Genomic DNA, 15267 nt, shown 5'->3' on the forward strand with positions numbered 1-15267 from the left:
GCCATCACCCCGCAGCACCACCGGCCATGCCGGTGGCCGTGCGGTGAGAGTAGGAAAGCACCATGAACTCTCTGACACGCTTCGCCGGCCTTGCTGCGCTCGCCGGCACGATGCTGGCGGCTGCCCCTGCCGCTCAGGCACACCGTGGCGTTTACTATGGGCCACCGCATTTTGCACACTGGCACGATGGTTACTGGAACCATGGCTACTACCGTGGCCGGCTGGGCTGGTGGTGGATCTCCGGTGGTGCCTGGTACTGGTATAGCGCTCCGGTCTACCCCTATCCCGACCCCTACCTTCCCCCCGTGGTGGTCAACACGCCAGCCATACCTGAGGTGCCGGCAACGCCGCCACCGCCAGCCGAAGTGGCCAGCCCGGCTCCGGCCCAGGTCTGGTACTACTGCAAGGCGGCCAAGCAGTACTACCCCTATGTCAGTGAATGTCCCGGTGGCTGGAAAACCGTGCCGGCACAGCCACCCCGATAAGCCAGGACGCACCATCATGAACAAACTGTTGTGGTTACCACTGGCTGCCATCGGCCTGAGCGCATGCAGCACCGTACCACTCGGCCCCACCGTGGCGGTGATGCCGGCAGCGGGCAAACCGTTCGAGGTATTTGCCCAGGAAGAACAGCAATGTCGCCAGTATGCTGAAGCCAACAGTGGCGGCAGCAGTGCTGATGCCTCCAGCAATGCCATGGCTGGCAATATGGCACTGGGTACGGTGGTTGGCGCCGCAGCAGGTGCCTTGATGGGCGGCCATCATGGAGCCGGCGTCGGGGCTGGCGTGGGACTGATTGCCGGTACGGCTACCGGCAGCGGCGAGGCGGGCTACAGCGGGCGCGATGCCCAGTACCGCTACAATATTGCCTATGAGCAATGCATGTATGCCAAGGGTAATCAGTTACCTGACCAGCAGCGCTACAGCGCGCCTTACTATCCGCCACCGCGCCTGCCGTAATCCGCTGGCAAATGACAAAGGGGCTGGTCTGAAAGACCAGCCCCTCTTATGTATGTGACGACCGGGCTCAGCGCATCAGCGGCCAAACCACTTGTCGCCAAAATTCACCAGCAGCACACCCACCACCACCAATGCCGCCCCCGCCAGTCGTGGCAGATTGACCTCGCGCAGCGGCATGGACAGCCAGCCGAAACGGTCGAATAACAGCGACGTGCACACCTGGCCGGCGATGATCAGCGACAGCATGGTTGCCACTCCCAGTCGCGGTGCCAGCAAGGTGGTACCGAACACAAAAAACGCACCCAACAAACCACCCAGAAACATCCACCACTCGCCACGCGCCAGTTGGCTAAGGCCGCTGAACTTCTGCCCGCTGCACACCGCCAGCAGGATCAGGCTGAGGGTTCCCACGGCAAAGGAAATCATTGCCGCCAACACGGTACTGCCATCCAGCAGCAGCTTGAGCTGATTATTGATCGCTGCCTGCAGCGGCACCACCACGCCGATGGCAAAGGCCATCAGGGCAAGAACTGAATTCATCTTTGTCTTTCGCTAGGCATTGTCAGCGGTGGCACTTGCAACCGCTGCCGGCTTCAGCCAGTCAGCTTGACCGCCACCACCGGGCGGGCGGCCTTGGGGTTGCGGGTGTAGGCGCAAAAACCAGGCTTGGGGCCGATCTTGGGGTGGTTGCGGCAGGTGTTAGGGCGCTGCTCATAGATGGTACACAGCCGGGTTTGCTGATCGAGGTAGTGGCAATCACCATTGGCGCGGCGCATCAGGGTAAAGATGCCGTGCTTGAAATTGAAATGCTGGATCACCCGCTGCTTTTCCAGCCGCTTGGCGATGTTCTTGATCGGCTCTTCCAGCTCGAACTCGTCCACCACCCCCATGCGCACCAGATCGGGCAGGCGTACTTCCACCGGCATGGAACAGCAGCTGCCCATGCAGTCGCTGCACAGGCCGTTCTTGTATTTGATCCAGGTTTCCAGTCGTTCGATATCCGCCATCATTGCTGCCTTATTGCGGACGTTGCTTGAAGAAAGTCATCGGCGCGGTGTAGGGAATCTCGCTGGGCGCCGGTGCTTTCAGGATGTGCTTTTTCATCTTGCCCATCACATGCATTTCACAGGGGCGGCATTCAAACTTGAGGGTGTAGGTTTCGTTGCCGGACTTGAGCGTCATCGGTTCGGCGCGCACCTGGCCCATCACCCCCTTCACGCCCTTGGCCTGCTTGGGACACAGGTTGTAGGAAAAGCGCAGGCAGTGCTTGGTAATCATCAGGCTGACTTCACCCTCTTCCTGATGCGCTTCATAAGCGGCCTCGATCACCTCCACCCCGTGCTTGCGATAGAACTGCCAGGCCAGCTGGTTGTAGACATTGGCCAGATAGCTCAGCGTCTTTTCCGGATATGCCACTGGCGGCTCCACGGTAGCCTTGCGCTGCGGCCTTAGCCAACCGGCCAGCCGGGCCTGTTCCAGCTGTTCGATGGCCTCGCGGCGCAGAGCGTTGATGGCGGATGCCGGCACAAACCACGGCTGGCTCAGCTGCAAGCTCACGTCGTGGGCGACAAACATGGTATTGCCCAGCTTGGCCAGGCTGTCACGCAGGCCCGCCTCGGCCTTGGCGGCATCCTTGGCCGGCTCCAGCGCCAGTTGAGCGACCGTGGTGGCGCTACAACCATCCTCATCGCTCACCGTCAGTTGCAGGCCATCAGCCTGTTCGCTCAGCGTCAGCCATACACCAATCTTGCGTTCGGCCGACTTTTTCAGCAGCGCCAGCTCCCAAGCGTGGTCGCGGTTACGACACAGGTCGGTGCCAGGTTTCAGGCCTTGCAGCAAAACCGGATCGTTAGGCTGGCAGCGCCACAGCAGATGGCCGCCGGGCACATGGCCGATCTGCTTGACGGTGTTGAGCTGCATGCCGACGACTTCACGCTTTTTCATGAAGTTGATGCCGTCGCCATTGCTCATGGTTTCCGGGGTGGCAATCTCCAGCCAGTCCGGCCCTACCTTGTGCACCACGCCCAGCCCCACACCAACAAACTTGGGCGAATCGAAAGCGCCAATGTCGATCTTGCGACCGGTGGCAAAGTAATCGGTGCTGCCACGGTGGAAGGTCTTGTCCGGGTCCGGTGCAAAGAATATTTCGCAGCTGCCGCTGGAGGCCGCTGCCAGTTCCGGACGACGCTCGATGATTTCGTCCAGCAGCAGGCGATAGTGAGCGGTGATGTTTTTCACATAGCTCACATCCTTGTAGCGCCCCTCGATCTTGAGCGAACGCACGCCGGCGTCCAGCAGCGCTTCCAGGTTATTGCTCTGGTTATTGTCCTTCATCGACAGCAAATGCTTGTCGAAGGCCACCACGCCACCGTCCTTGTCGGTCAGGGTATAGGGCAGACGACAGGCCTGTGAGCAATCGCCACGGTTGGCGCTGCGGCCGGTATCGGCATGGCTGATGAAGCACTGGCCAGAGAAGGCCACGCACAAGGCACCATGAATGAAATATTCGATGGTGGCCGCATCGCCCACGCGGGCGGCAATGCGCTTGATCTCGGGAATGGTCAGCTCGCGTGCCAGCACCAGTTGCGACAGGCCGGCATCGGCCAGAAAGCGCGCCTTGTCGGCATCGCGGATATCACACTGGGTGGAGGCATGGAGTTCGATGGGCGGCAAATCCATCTGCAAAATACCCATGTCCTGCACGATCAGCGCATCCACGCCGGCGTCGTACAGCTGCCAGATCAGCTTGCGTGCGGCTTCCAGCTCGGCGTCATGCAGGATGGTATTGAGCGTGGCAAAGATGCGCGCATGGTAGCGGTGGGCAAACTGGGTCAGGCTGGCGATGTCTTCGAGGCTGTTGCTGGCATTGTGCCGCGCACCAAAGCTGGGGCCGCCGATATACACCGCATCCGCACCATGCAGGATGGCTTCACGGCCGATCTCGGCGGTTTTGGCGGGCGATAACAGCTCGATCTGGTGCGACAACAGACTCATGACGATTCCTGACTTGAAAAAAGGGCTTTCCCGCTGGTGGGCAGTACGACGGGAAGGGGCGGAATTATAACGTAATCAGTGGCTTATAGATAGCCGCCACATAAAACCCCGCGCCATCGGGCTACGCTGTCAGCCATCCGTTTTCCCTGACCTCAGTGGACCGCCCCTGCGCACGCCGCGCATGACAAAAAACACGGGCAGTTGCCCAAAGCACTGCCCGTGTTTACGCATGCCTGCCTGAGACTATTTCTGGCTCAGCAACACCGCCAGTTCATCCACCGCCTCGGCCCATTCCGCGTCACAGGCCAGCGCCTGACGCAGAAAGTCTGCCTGAGAGACACTCCAGAACGGCGCATCGGCCAGCGCCTGTTCCGGCTCCAGCCAGTGACGTGCCAGAAACACTTTTATTGCCGTGACATCATTGTCCAGACCAAGCTGGGCAAACAGCTGCTCCAGCTGATGCTTGCCAGTATCCATCGTTATTTTTCCTCTTGCTCCTGATGCAGTACTGCAGGATGGCGCGGAACGGAACACAGCGCAATCGACAAGCGCAGTGGCTTTGCTATAGTCATCTGTCCTGTCTCATGTCTGCCCACACCATGACCCAGCATCTCAGCCTGCAACAAGCCCGCCTGCTGCATCTGGCCGCTCAGGGACTACTGGCTCCGCCACGGCGCAAGGCGGGCCCGGCCGACGTGATGACCGCCATTCGCCGCATGGCGCTGTTGCAGATCGACACCATCAGCGTGGTGGCGCGCAGCCCCTATCTGGTGTTGTACAGCCGGCTGGGCCATTACGACCCGGCCTGGCTGGATGCTGCGCTCGCCAGTGGCCAGCTGTTCGAATACTGGGCACACGAAGCCTGCTTCGTGCCGCAGGAAGACTACCGCCTGCTGCGCCATCGCATGCTGGACCCGGCCCAGATGGGCTGGAAATACCCGCAACGCTGGCTGGAACAACACCAGGATGCGGTCAACACAATACTGGAACATGTCAGGCAACACGGCCCGGTACGCTCGGCGGATTTCAAGCGCAGCGCCGGCAAGGGTGACGGCTGGTGGGACTGGAAGCCGGAAAAGCGCCATCTGGAAGTGCTGTTCACCCTGGGCCAGCTGATGGTGAAGGAGCGGCGCAGCTTTCAACGCGTCTACGATGTGGCCGAAAGAGTCAGGCCGGATTGGGACGACGCACGCGATCTGCCCAGCCTGGAAGCAGCGCAGCGCGATATGGTGCGCCACAGCTGCCGTGCGCTGGGCGTGGTCAAGGCCGGCTGGGTGGCCGATTACTACCGGCTGCGCCGGGGCAAGTACGATGCTTTGCTACACCAGCTGGCCGATGCCGGCGAGCTGATTCCGGCCCGGATCGAGGGCTGGCAGCATGATGTGTTTGTCCATCACAGCCTGCAGGCAGAATTGGTGCTGGCTGCCGAAGACAAGCTCAAATCCGGCCACAGCACCGCCCTGTCGCCCTTCGACCCGGTGGTATGGGACCGCAAGCGTGCCAGCGAACTGTTCGGCTTTGATTACCGCATCGAATGCTACACCCCGGCCGCCAAGCGCCAGTTCGGCTATTTCGTGCTGCCGCTGCTCAGCCGTGGCCGGCTGGTAGGGCGCATGGACGCCAAAGCCCATCGCCAGCAGGGTGTTTTTGAAATCAAGGCGCTGTATCTGGAAGCAGGCATTCAGCCCACTCAGCAGCTGTGCCGCGATCTGGCCGCCATGTTGGGCAAACTGGCCGCCTGGCATGGCACGCCGCGTATTCAGCTGCAGCAGGGTCCCGCCGCACTGGCGGCCGCCCTTCAGGCAGCTGAGAACCAGCTGACAAGATAGCTTGGCCACTTTGAACAAGGAGGCGCAAGGCAGCTGCAGGGGTTTTGTTGACGGCGCTTAACCCAGCAACACTTCGCTGTACTGGATCTGCGGCGTGATATCGGTGTAATTGGCGATATCACCCTGCAGCTCTTCCGCTATCGGCATGAACGCCGCCAAAAATGTCTCGACCGACTCAAACTGCAGCTGGCACTGCGCGGTGAACTGCGGCATGGTGCCCGGCTGGCTGCCGCTGATGCCCTTCTCCACCCGCATGTCGAGCAAGGCCGGAGCCAGCAGTTTGCTGGCCAGCGGCATGTGCTGTTGCAGGTAGTAGTCGAAATCGAAACGGGCAGTAGCGCTATACGGATAGAGAATGCTGACGTTGATCATGACCATGTCCTTGGTGGTGAGGGCATCAGCATAATCGCATCGCCGCCCGCACTCCAGCTTCAAGCGACCTGCTTGCGGTACTGGATAAAGCCCAGATTGTCTGCCAGCCGGTCGTACAGCTGGCGCGCCGGGGCGTTGCTTTCATGGGTGAGCCAGTACACCCGGCTACAGCCGGCTGTCTTGGCATAGGCATACACCTGCTCGATCAAGGCCCGCCCGGCACCGGTACCGCGTATTTCCGGTTGCACGAACAGATCCTGCAGATAACAGTAATTGCCCGGCGTCCAGCTGCTGCGATGCAACACCGTATGTACCAGCCCCACCGCCTGCTCACCCTGCCAGGCCAGCCAGGCCTGCATCGGCTCGGCCGGGTCGAGAAAACGCTGCCAGGTGATGGCGGTATCCGCCTCGCTCTGGCTGCTGTGATAGAAATCCAGATAGCCCTGCCACAAGGGCAGCCAGGCGGCAAAATCAGTGGCGGCAAGCGGGCGGATGGATACGGCGTGGCTCATGGCGTTCTCCTGTGGATAAGCCCTCATGCTGCCCGGCTTATGGCCCCATGGGCAGAGCCAATGCCAGTCAACACAATGGAACCACTATCAGCAAAGTCCCAGGCTTTACCCACAGGAGTATTGCAACAGCAAACTTATCCACAAGAGAAGCCGCAACCATCCCCAGCCTCAGTGGCATGCCGGGACAGAAATCTTCTCACCGTCCACATCGATAAATGGACCACGACGATCAGCAATCAAGAAATAGATCATGCCGCCAAGCCCGGCCGCCATGAACCAGGAAAAGTCTCTGAACACAGCAAACAAGGGCAAGAAGGTGAGCCCAAGAGCCAGCCCGCCAGAGATCATCAGCGCAATGATCGCCCTGGGATTACTGCCTGCCATATAGTGGTATTCGCTCTGTGCATCATCTGAATACAAGGCAGGTATATTGATTTTCTGCTTTCTGATTATCCAGTAATCAATCATGATGATGCCGAATAGTGGCCCCAGCAATGCTCCTAATCCCCCCAGAAAAATCGGAATGACCAGGGGTGAGTTATAAAGATTCCATGGCAGGATAAGCAGCCCAATCAAAGCAGATAAAATGGCAGCTTTGCGAAAATTCATGTACTTCGGCATCAGGTTTGTCAATGCATAGGTTGGTGCCACAAAATTGGCCATCAAATTCACACCGACTGTCAGTATCAGTAGCGAAAGCGTGGCAAGCACCAACAAAAAGGTATTCGGAATCATCGCGACAATATCTGCCGGCGACGCAATGATATGGCCATCAATATGGTATTGCCCACCAGTAAGCACCACGACAATTCCACCAAAAAGCAACATATTGATTGGAATACCCCAGAAATTTCCCCAGAAAATGGAATTCCTGGATTGCGCAGCTCGAGTGAAGTCGCAGAAATTAAGAATGAAAGTACCGTAAACACTTACCCACAGGGCCGCAGCACCAAGAATTTTTATCCACATGTCAGTGCCACTCAGTGCATGACTCATTTCCCAGGCAATGGAAAACTTGGCACGCACCAGAATCCAGCCTGCGAGCGCGCTAAAAGTCATCAAGATCACAGGCCCGGCAATGGCTTCATACTTGCGAATCATTTCCATGCCATAGCTGACAATTACCAGCTGTATGGCCCACAGTAGCAGGAAAGTAGCCCAACCCAATGAAGACAGGCCAATTGCGAATGCATAATTCCCCAGGTTATGCACATCATTGGCCCATAGTGCAAAAATACTGTAAGCACTCCATTGCCTGCCATTTTTATTTGTTGGTGCTAAATCAGCATTATAAAGCCGTGAACTCAGCCCAGATTGGCCATCTAAATAATTGGTAACTGGCTGATCAGCAGGTGTTGCTGCCGGCAAATTGCCAGAATCTTCAATATAATCGGTTTGCCGCATGCTATTTTCTCCCTGTCCGGATGTAAATAAACCGTTGCAACAAGAGATACCGGAAAATAAATTACGCATGACCTGCAATGACTGCCCACTCGCTTCCTATCAGGATAATCAGCTTTATACTGCAAGACAGCATTGATCTCTCCGCAACAACTGTTCTGGTGCAGGCGGATGATGGCATTAAATGGCAATAATATGTCCTGAACTTATTGCCGGAATAAATAACTGAATTCCACAATCATCAATATCTGCATGCATAATCCAAAACAATGTTGCAGACGCAAAAAAACCGCCTGCACAAAAGTGACAGACGGTTTTGACTTCAGCTTCAGTTAGATCAGATCTTGTCGTACAGCTTGGCTCCGCCCTTCACAAACTCCACCGACTTCACTTCCATGCCCTTCTGCAGCGCCGCTTCCTCGCTGATGCCCTGCTTGGCGGCGAATTCGCGTACGTCCTGGGTGATCTTCATCGAGCAGAAATGCGGGCCGCACATGGAACAGAAGTGCGCCACCTTGGCGCTGTCCTTGGGCAGGGTTTCGTCATGGAAGCTGCGCGCCTTGTCCGGATCCAGACCCAGATTGAACTGGTCTTCCCAGCGGAATTCGAAACGCGCCTTGGACAGCGCGTTATCGCGGATCTGCGCACCAGGGTGACCCTTGGCCAGATCGGCCGCATGGGCGGCCAGCTTGTAGGTGATGATGCCTTCCTTGACGTCGTCCTTGTTGGGCAGGCCCAGGTGTTCCTTCTGGGTGACGTAGCACAGCATGGCCGTGCCATACCAGCCGATCTGGGCAGCGCCGATGGCCGAGGTGATGTGGTCGTAGCCCGGTGCGATGTCGGTGGTGAGCGGGCCCAGGGTGTAGAACGGCGCTTCGTGGCACCACTCCAGTTCCTTGTCCATATTCTCCTTGATCAGCTGCATCGGCACATGGCCGGGGCCTTCGATCATCACCTGCACATCGTGCTGCCAGGCAATCTGCGTCAGCTCGCCCAGGGTTTTCAGTTCGCCCAGCTGGGCGGCATCGTTGGCATCCCACACGCTGCCCGGACGCAGACCATCACCCAGGCTGAAGGCCACGTCGTAAGCCTTCATGATTTCGCAGATGTCCTCGAAATGGGTGTAGAGGAAGTTTTCCTGATGGTGGGCCAGACACCACTTGGCCATGATGGAACCACCACGCGACACGATGCCGGTCATGCGGTTGGCGGTCAGCGGCACATAGCGCAGCAGCACACCAGCGTGGATGGTGAAGTAGTCCACGCCCTGCTCGGCCTGCTCGATCAGCGTGTCCTTGAAGATTTCCCAGCTCAGGTCTTCGGCCTTGCCGTTGACCTTTTCCAGCGCCTGATAGATGGGCACGGTGCCGATGGGTACCGGCGAATTGCGCAAAATCCACTCGCGGGTTTCATGGATGTTCTTGCCGGTGGACAGGTCCATGATGGTGTCGGCACCCCAGCGGATGCCCCAGGTCATCTTGTCCACTTCTTCGGAAATCGACGACGTTACCGCACTATTGCCGATATTGCCGTTGATCTTCACCAGGAAGTTGCGGCCGATGATCATCGGCTCGGATTCCGGATGGTTGATGTTGTTGGGAATGATGGCGCGGCCGCAGGCCACTTCCTGGCGCACGAATTCCGGGGTGATTTCCTCCGGCAGCGCCGCACCATAACTGTGACCGGCATGCTGGCGGGTCATCAGCTCCAGCAGCTTGGTGTTCTTGCCACCGGCAGCCTGCAGGCTCCCGATATAGGCCTTGCGGTTCAGGCTTTCGCGGATGGCGACATATTCCATTTCCGGCGTGATGATGCCCTGGCGCGCATAGTGCATCTGGCTGACATTCTGGCCCGGCCGCGCACGGCGCGGTTTGCGCTTCAGGTTGAAACGCAGCTCGTCCAGTTTGCTGTCCGCTTCACGGGCGCGGCCGTATTCGCTGGACAGGCCGGCAAGCTGTTCGGTATCGCCACGTTCGGCAATCCAGGCAGCGCGCAAAGCCGGCAGGCCGCTCTGGATATCGATGCTGGCTGCCGGGTCGGAATAGATGCCGCTGGTGTCGTAAACATAGATGGGCGGGTTGGCTTCACCACCAAACTGGGTGGGGGTCGCGCTCTGGCTGATTTCACGCATCGGCACGCGAATATCCGGGCGGCTGCCTTCAACATAGATCTTGCGGGAATTGGGCAGGGGCTGGATGGCGGCAGTATCGACCACCATCTGTTCATTCAGTTTTGCGGGCGCGTTCATCGGGTTTCCTCCATGCGATGAAACGGCGCAAGGAGCGGAATTCCGGCGAACCGGGCTGCAAGGGAAGGGGGTGGGACCATGCAGATTGCGCTTCCCTACGCCGGGATTAACCGGGTCAGGTTCCAAGGGTATTTCTCACCCGTGCAACATGAAGCGGATAACATCCCCATCCAGTCTGGATAAGGACACCACAGCTTGCCGCACAGGACCCCTAGCGATGCTGTGAAGGTAAGGTAAATGTGGGATAATCGCAAGTTATCGTCATGACACGCTGCCTATTGAAGTCAGGTTTTCCGCAATGCGGCACACCCGCTTTGGCAGCCAGCCTTCGGAGTAAGCTGATGGATTTTGAAAATGCCCGTTTCAACATGGTCGAGCAGCAGATTCGTCCGTGGGACGTACTTGACCCGAAAATTCTGGACCTGCTGTTTCACGTGAAACGCGAAGACTTCGTTGCTGACGACAAGCGCCAGCTGGCCTTTGTCGACACCGAACTGCCGCTGCCGCACGGTGGCAAGATGCTGCAGCCCAAGCTGGAAGCCCGTCTGGCGCAGGACGTCGCTGTCGAGGCACAAGACAAGGTACTGGAAATCGGTACTGGTGCTGGCTATCTGACCGCCTTGCTGGCCAAGCTGGGCCGCCATGTATATAGCGTTGAGATTAATGCCGCCACGCGCGAAACCGCAGCTGCCAACCTGAAAAAAGCCGGTATCGGCAATGTCACCCTGGTGGAAGGCAATGGTCTGGACGGCCTGCAGCAGCAAGCTCCGTTCGATGTCATCGTGGTGGGTGGTTCGCTGCCGGTGGTGCCGGAAAGCCTGAAATCCCAGCTGGCCGTAGGTGGCCGCATGATCGTGGTGGTGGGTGACCTGCCGGTGATGAGCTGCAAGCTGATCAAGCGCGTGGGCGAATCATCCTTCAGCGAAACCAATCTGTTTGAAACCTGTATTTCCCGTCTGGCCAAGGCAGAAGCCATCGAGCCGGAACGCTTCGTTTTCTGATGCTCAGGGAAATCACTGCCAGCGATCTGGCGGCATGGCTGGCCGATACCGGCAAGGAACAGCCGCTGCTGCTGGACGTAAGGGAAGATTGGGAAGTTCAGCTGGCCAGCATTGCCGGTTCGCTGCACATTCCGATGAACCTGATTCCGCTGCGCATGAGCGAGCTGCCGGATGACCGGACCATCGTCACCGTCTGCCATCATGGTGTACGCAGCTATCAGGTTGGCCTGTACCTGGCCAATGCCGGTTTCGAACAGGTGCTGAGCCTGCGTGGTGGTGTGGAAGCCTGGGCCTGTGATGTAGATCCGGCCATGGCCCATTATTGAGATCAGCAGCCCCTCCCTGCCGCCAAGCCGTACCCTGACAAGGCCATTCCCTCGCGGAATGGCTTTTGTTTTGCAACTTGTCCCTGCTGCTTTCGTCCAAAAATGCAGCAAAACCAACCCGATACGGTATCTGTCTTGAGCCTTAGTCAACTCCAATACCTTGCTCCTGCCCTGGCCCCGGTGCATCCGGCCTGGGAGGATGTACTGAAATTACCTGCCGTCTTTGCCCGTCTGGTACAGATCGATCAGCAGCTGGGCCAGCAAGCCGCCCAAGGCAAAACCCTGTTTCCGCCACGCGCCGACATCTTCAGTGCCCTGCGCACCATGGCACCCGCCGACATCAAGGTGGTGATCCTGGGCCAGGACCCGTATCACGGTCAGGGCGAAGCCATGGGCTTGTCTTTCTCTGTACCTCCGGGCGTGCGTATCCCGCCCAGCCTGCGCAATATCTACAAGGAACTGGTAGCTGACCTGGGCGGTGGCATGCCAGCCAGCGGCGATCTTTCGCACTGGGCCGAACAGGGCGTGCTGCTGCTGAACAGCGTGCTGACGGTGGAAATGGACAAGGCCGGCAGTCATGGCAAGCTGGGCTGGCAACAGGTCAGCGACGCGCTGATTGATGCCGTCAACCAGAAAAATCCCGGCTGCGTCTTCCTGCTGTGGGGCAACTGGGCACAGACCAAGGCCGAGCGCATCGACACCAGCCGTCACCTGGTGCTGACTGCCGCCCATCCCTCCCCCCTGTCAGCCAGCCGCGGCTTTCACGGCTGCCGCCATTTTTCCCAGGTGAATGCCTGGTTGGCCGCACATGGCCGCGGCACCATCCACTGGATGCCGGCCGCCAGCCAGAACAGCCTGTTCTGAGCTGTAGCAAAACCGGGGTTGCTGCGGCAGCCCCGGCCGGCAAAACCCTGCTTTTCAGCACAGCCGCATTGCCCTAAGCTAACAGGGGTTATCTTCCCGCCTCTCCCGCATCGTGGATATTTTCTTTCTGCTAGTTCTAATTATTCTGAATGGCGTCTTTGCCATGTCGGAAATTGCCATCGTGTCTTCACGCAAGATACGGCTGCAACAATGGGCTGAAGAAGGCCGTCGTGGCGCACGCTCTGCCCTGCGGCTGGCGGAAGAACCCACCCGCTTCCTGTCCACCGTACAGATCGGCATCACCAGCATCAGCATTTTTTCCGGGGTGTATGGCGAAGCCGCCTTGTCCGATCATCTGCGCGACTGGCTGGAGCTGAACCTGCCGCAACTGCATGCCTATAACAAACCCTTGTCCGTTGCGCTGATGGTGGCAGCCATCACCATGTTGTCGCTGATCTTCGGCGAACTGGTGCCCAAACGGCTGGCCATGCTCAATCCGGAAGGCATCGCCAGTACCCTGGCACCGCCCATGTTGCTGCTGTCACGTGCTGCGGCACCGCTGGTACGCATGCTGTCGCGCCTGACCGATACCCTGTTGCGGCTGATTGGTGCGCGCAAGAGCAGCGAGCCATCGATTACCGAAGAAGAAATCCGCGTGCTGATGGAACAGGGTGCGGATGAAGGCGTGTTCGACCGTGCCGAACAGGAACTGGTGGAAAACATTTTCCGGCTGGATGACCGCAAGGTGGCGGCAGTGATGACCCCGCGCAAGGACATCATTTCGATTGATATCGAAGACCAGCAGCACGACAACCGGCAGTTGCTGATCTCGCACGGCTACAGCCGTTTTCCGGTGTGCAAGGGTGGCATGGAGCATGTGCTGGGCATTCTGGACACCAAGCGCATGCTGGACCGGGTGCTGGCCGGCCAGAGCGTGGATTTCATCGCCGACCTGGAGATCCCGCTATACATCCCGGCCACGGTCAGCCTGATGCAGCTGATGGAACAGTTCAAGCTGGCGCGCACCCATCTGGCGCTGGTGGTGGACGAGTATGGAGAACTGGAAGGCCTGGTGACCATGAACGACGTGCTGGAAACCGTGGTGGGCGACCTGCCGTCCACTCACGCCATCGGTGAAGAAGACGACATCGTACGGCGCGAGGATGGCAGCTATCTGCTGGATGGCATGGTGACGCTGGATGCCTTCCGCCAGTATTTCGATGTCGATTCCGCATTGCCGGGTGAAGACACCGGCAATATCCACACCCTGGGCGGCGTGATGATGTATCAGCTGGGCCGGGTACCGGCGGTAACCGACCGTTTCGACTGGCAGGGCTTCAGCTTCGAAGTGGTGGACATGGACAAGACCCGGGTGGACAAGATCATGCTGTGCCGGCTGCCCTCCAGCCGGCTCGAGCATAACGACAACTAAGAGCGGTTAACCGCCTCCTGGCCCTACCCTTGTACTGTCTGCGGCAGCGCACCTTGCCCCAGGTACCTTACGCAATGTTTTAGCCGCGCTAAGCCAGCCCTTGCGTCAGCTGTCCAGCGCCTGCTGCTGGCGCTGGCGATAGCGTTCGGTCCAGACAAACAGCAGCGGATTGATCAGGATGGACAGAATGGCACCGGCCAGAATCAGCGAATGGCTGTGCTCGCCCATCAGGCCCAAGGTAATGCCCAAGCCGGCCAGAATGAAGGAAAATTCGCCGATCTGCGCCAAACTGGCGGCAATGGTCAGCGCAGTGGCCGGGCTGCGGCCAAACAGGCGCACAATGCCATAAGCCCCCAGCGACTTGCCCACCACGATGATCAACAACGTGCCCAGCACTTCCCAGAAGTTATGCAACAAGACCGAGGGATTGAGCAGCATGCCGACCGACACGAAAAACAGCACGGAAAAGGCATCACGCAGCGGCAGCGATTCTTCCGCCGCGCGGTGGCTGAGCGGTGACTCGGCCAGCACCATGCCGGCAAAGAAGGCCCCCAGCGCAAACGACACATCAAACAGCAAGGACGCCCCGTAAGCCACCCCCAGCGCCGTGGACAGCACCGCCAGCCGGAACAGCTCGCGGCTGCCGGTATACACGATGCGCTCCAGCATCCACGGAATGAACCTGCGGCCAAACACCAGCATCAGCGCCACAAAAGCCGCCACCTTGCCCAGCGTCAGCACGATGGTCCATAGCACCGCGCTACCGCTGATGGCGGTGGCTGCGCCCTTGCCACCCAGCACCCCGGCAAAGATGGGCAGCAACACCAGGGTCAGCACCATCACCAGGTCTTCCACCACCAGCCAGCCGATGGCGATCTTGCCATCATCAGTCTGTTCCAGATTCTTTTCCTGCAAGGCCTTGAGCAAGACCACGGTACTGGCGGTGGACAAGGCCAGCCCGAACACCACGCCCTCGCCCAGCGGCCAGCCCAAGAGCTGCGACATGCCCATCCCCAGCACCGTGGCCAGCAGAATCTGGCCGATGGCCCCCGGCAAGGCAATGGCCTTGACCGACAGCAAATCGCGTACCGAAAAATGCAGGCCAACGCCGAACATCAGCAGGATGACACCCATCTCCGCCAGTTGCGGTGCAATCTGGCCGTCGGCGGTAAAACCGGGCGTAAACGGACCGGCCACGATGCCGGCACACAGATAGCCGATCAGCGGCGGCAGGCGCAGGCGAAAAGCCAGCGTTCCCAGGATGAAAGCAAACACCAGACTGCCGACAATGGTGGCAATCAGGGGCGAATGATGAAGCATGGCGCAGC

The 15267-nt window shown here is 59.0% G+C and carries 16 protein-coding genes and 1 riboswitch; of the genes, 7 read left to right on the forward strand and 9 right to left on the reverse strand.

Annotated elements, in window-relative coordinates; translation table 11 throughout:
* Positions 1-62: 62 nt before the first annotated feature.
* Complete coding sequence (locus tag DBR44_RS02595) at positions 63-485, forward strand: hypothetical protein (protein ID WP_124641764.1); 423 nt, start codon at positions 63-65, stop codon at positions 483-485.
* Positions 486-501: 16 nt separating this feature from the next.
* Entirely contained in the window at positions 502-960 is a 459-nt protein-coding gene (locus DBR44_RS02600; RefSeq protein ID WP_124641766.1) for a glycine zipper family protein, read from the forward strand.
* A 75-nt stretch (positions 961-1035) separates the two neighbouring features.
* Here the strand turns inward: DBR44_RS02600 and DBR44_RS02605 are convergent, their stop codons facing one another.
* The 4 genes from DBR44_RS02605 to DBR44_RS02620 all read right to left on the reverse strand — a co-directional run bounded on the left by DBR44_RS02605 (position 1036) and on the right by DBR44_RS02620 (position 4431).
* A complete protein-coding gene (locus DBR44_RS02605; protein ID WP_124641768.1) occupies positions 1036-1500 on the reverse strand; it encodes a DMT family transporter in 465 nt (154 codons plus the stop codon).
* Positions 1501-1553: 53 nt separating this feature from the next.
* On the reverse strand, positions 1554-1970 hold the full coding sequence (locus DBR44_RS02610; protein WP_199730952.1) for a YkgJ family cysteine cluster protein: 417 nt from the start codon (positions 1968-1970) through the stop codon (positions 1554-1556).
* 7 nt (positions 1971-1977) lie between these two features.
* Positions 1978-3954, reverse strand: coding sequence for a U32 family peptidase (locus tag DBR44_RS02615; protein ID WP_124641770.1), 1977 nt, complete (start codon positions 3952-3954; stop codon positions 1978-1980).
* Between the two features lie 243 nt (positions 3955-4197).
* A complete protein-coding gene (locus DBR44_RS02620; RefSeq protein WP_124641772.1) occupies positions 4198-4431 on the reverse strand; it encodes a DUF2789 domain-containing protein in 234 nt (77 codons plus the stop codon).
* 107 nt (positions 4432-4538) lie between these two features.
* Here DBR44_RS02620 and DBR44_RS02625 point away from each other — a divergent pair, with 107 nt between their 5' ends.
* A complete protein-coding gene (locus DBR44_RS02625) occupies positions 4539-5783 on the forward strand; it encodes a winged helix-turn-helix domain-containing protein (protein ID WP_233578315.1) in 1245 nt (414 codons plus the stop codon).
* 57 nt (positions 5784-5840) lie between these two features.
* On the opposite strand, the gene DBR44_RS02630 is transcribed toward DBR44_RS02625, so the two are convergent.
* The 4 genes from DBR44_RS02630 to thiC all read right to left on the reverse strand — a co-directional run bounded on the left by DBR44_RS02630 (position 5841) and on the right by thiC (position 10316).
* Positions 5841-6155 carry an EthD family reductase gene (locus DBR44_RS02630; protein WP_124641774.1) on the reverse strand — a complete coding sequence of 105 codons (315 nt, stop codon included), beginning with the start codon at positions 6153-6155 and terminating at the stop codon, positions 5841-5843.
* A gap of 59 nt (positions 6156-6214) precedes the next feature.
* On the reverse strand, positions 6215-6667 hold the full coding sequence (locus DBR44_RS02635; protein WP_124641776.1) for a GNAT family N-acetyltransferase: 453 nt from the start codon (positions 6665-6667) through the stop codon (positions 6215-6217).
* Between the two features lie 168 nt (positions 6668-6835).
* Positions 6836-8071, reverse strand: a complete 1236-nt coding sequence (locus tag DBR44_RS02640) for a cytosine permease (protein WP_124641778.1) — start codon at positions 8069-8071, stop codon at positions 6836-6838.
* 334 nt (positions 8072-8405) lie between these two features.
* On the reverse strand, positions 8406-10316 hold the full coding sequence (gene thiC / locus DBR44_RS02645; RefSeq protein WP_124641780.1) for a phosphomethylpyrimidine synthase ThiC: 1911 nt from the start codon (positions 10314-10316) through the stop codon (positions 8406-8408).
* A 75-nt stretch (positions 10317-10391) separates the two neighbouring features.
* Positions 10392-10539: riboswitch (TPP riboswitch) on the reverse strand.
* Between the two features lie 118 nt (positions 10540-10657).
* Between thiC and DBR44_RS02650 the strand changes: the two genes are divergently transcribed.
* From DBR44_RS02650 to DBR44_RS02665, 4 genes are all read left to right on the forward strand, one after another.
* On the forward strand, positions 10658-11317 hold the full coding sequence (locus DBR44_RS02650) for a protein-L-isoaspartate O-methyltransferase (RefSeq protein WP_124641782.1): 660 nt from the start codon (positions 10658-10660) through the stop codon (positions 11315-11317).
* Positions 11314-11643 carry a rhodanese-like domain-containing protein gene (locus DBR44_RS02655; RefSeq protein ID WP_199730959.1) on the forward strand — a complete coding sequence of 110 codons (330 nt, stop codon included), beginning with the start codon at positions 11314-11316 and terminating at the stop codon, positions 11641-11643. Before DBR44_RS02650 ends, DBR44_RS02655 begins: the two co-directional genes overlap by 4 nt.
* Positions 11644-11778: 135 nt before the next feature.
* Complete coding sequence (gene ung, locus DBR44_RS02660) at positions 11779-12507, forward strand: uracil-DNA glycosylase (RefSeq protein ID WP_233578318.1); 729 nt, start codon at positions 11779-11781, stop codon at positions 12505-12507.
* Positions 12508-12619: 112 nt separating this feature from the next.
* On the forward strand, positions 12620-13939 hold the full coding sequence (locus tag DBR44_RS02665) for a hemolysin family protein (protein WP_199730953.1): 1320 nt from the start codon (positions 12620-12622) through the stop codon (positions 13937-13939).
* A gap of 105 nt (positions 13940-14044) precedes the next feature.
* Here the strand turns inward: DBR44_RS02665 and DBR44_RS02670 are convergent, their stop codons facing one another.
* A complete protein-coding gene (locus tag DBR44_RS02670; protein ID WP_124641790.1) occupies positions 14045-15259 on the reverse strand; it encodes a cation:proton antiporter in 1215 nt (404 codons plus the stop codon).
* Positions 15260-15267 lie beyond the last annotated feature (8 nt).

It is taken from the genome of Aquitalea sp. FJL05 (assembly GCF_003852595.1).
Lineage (GTDB): Bacteria > Pseudomonadota > Gammaproteobacteria > Burkholderiales > Chromobacteriaceae > Aquitalea > Aquitalea aquatilis.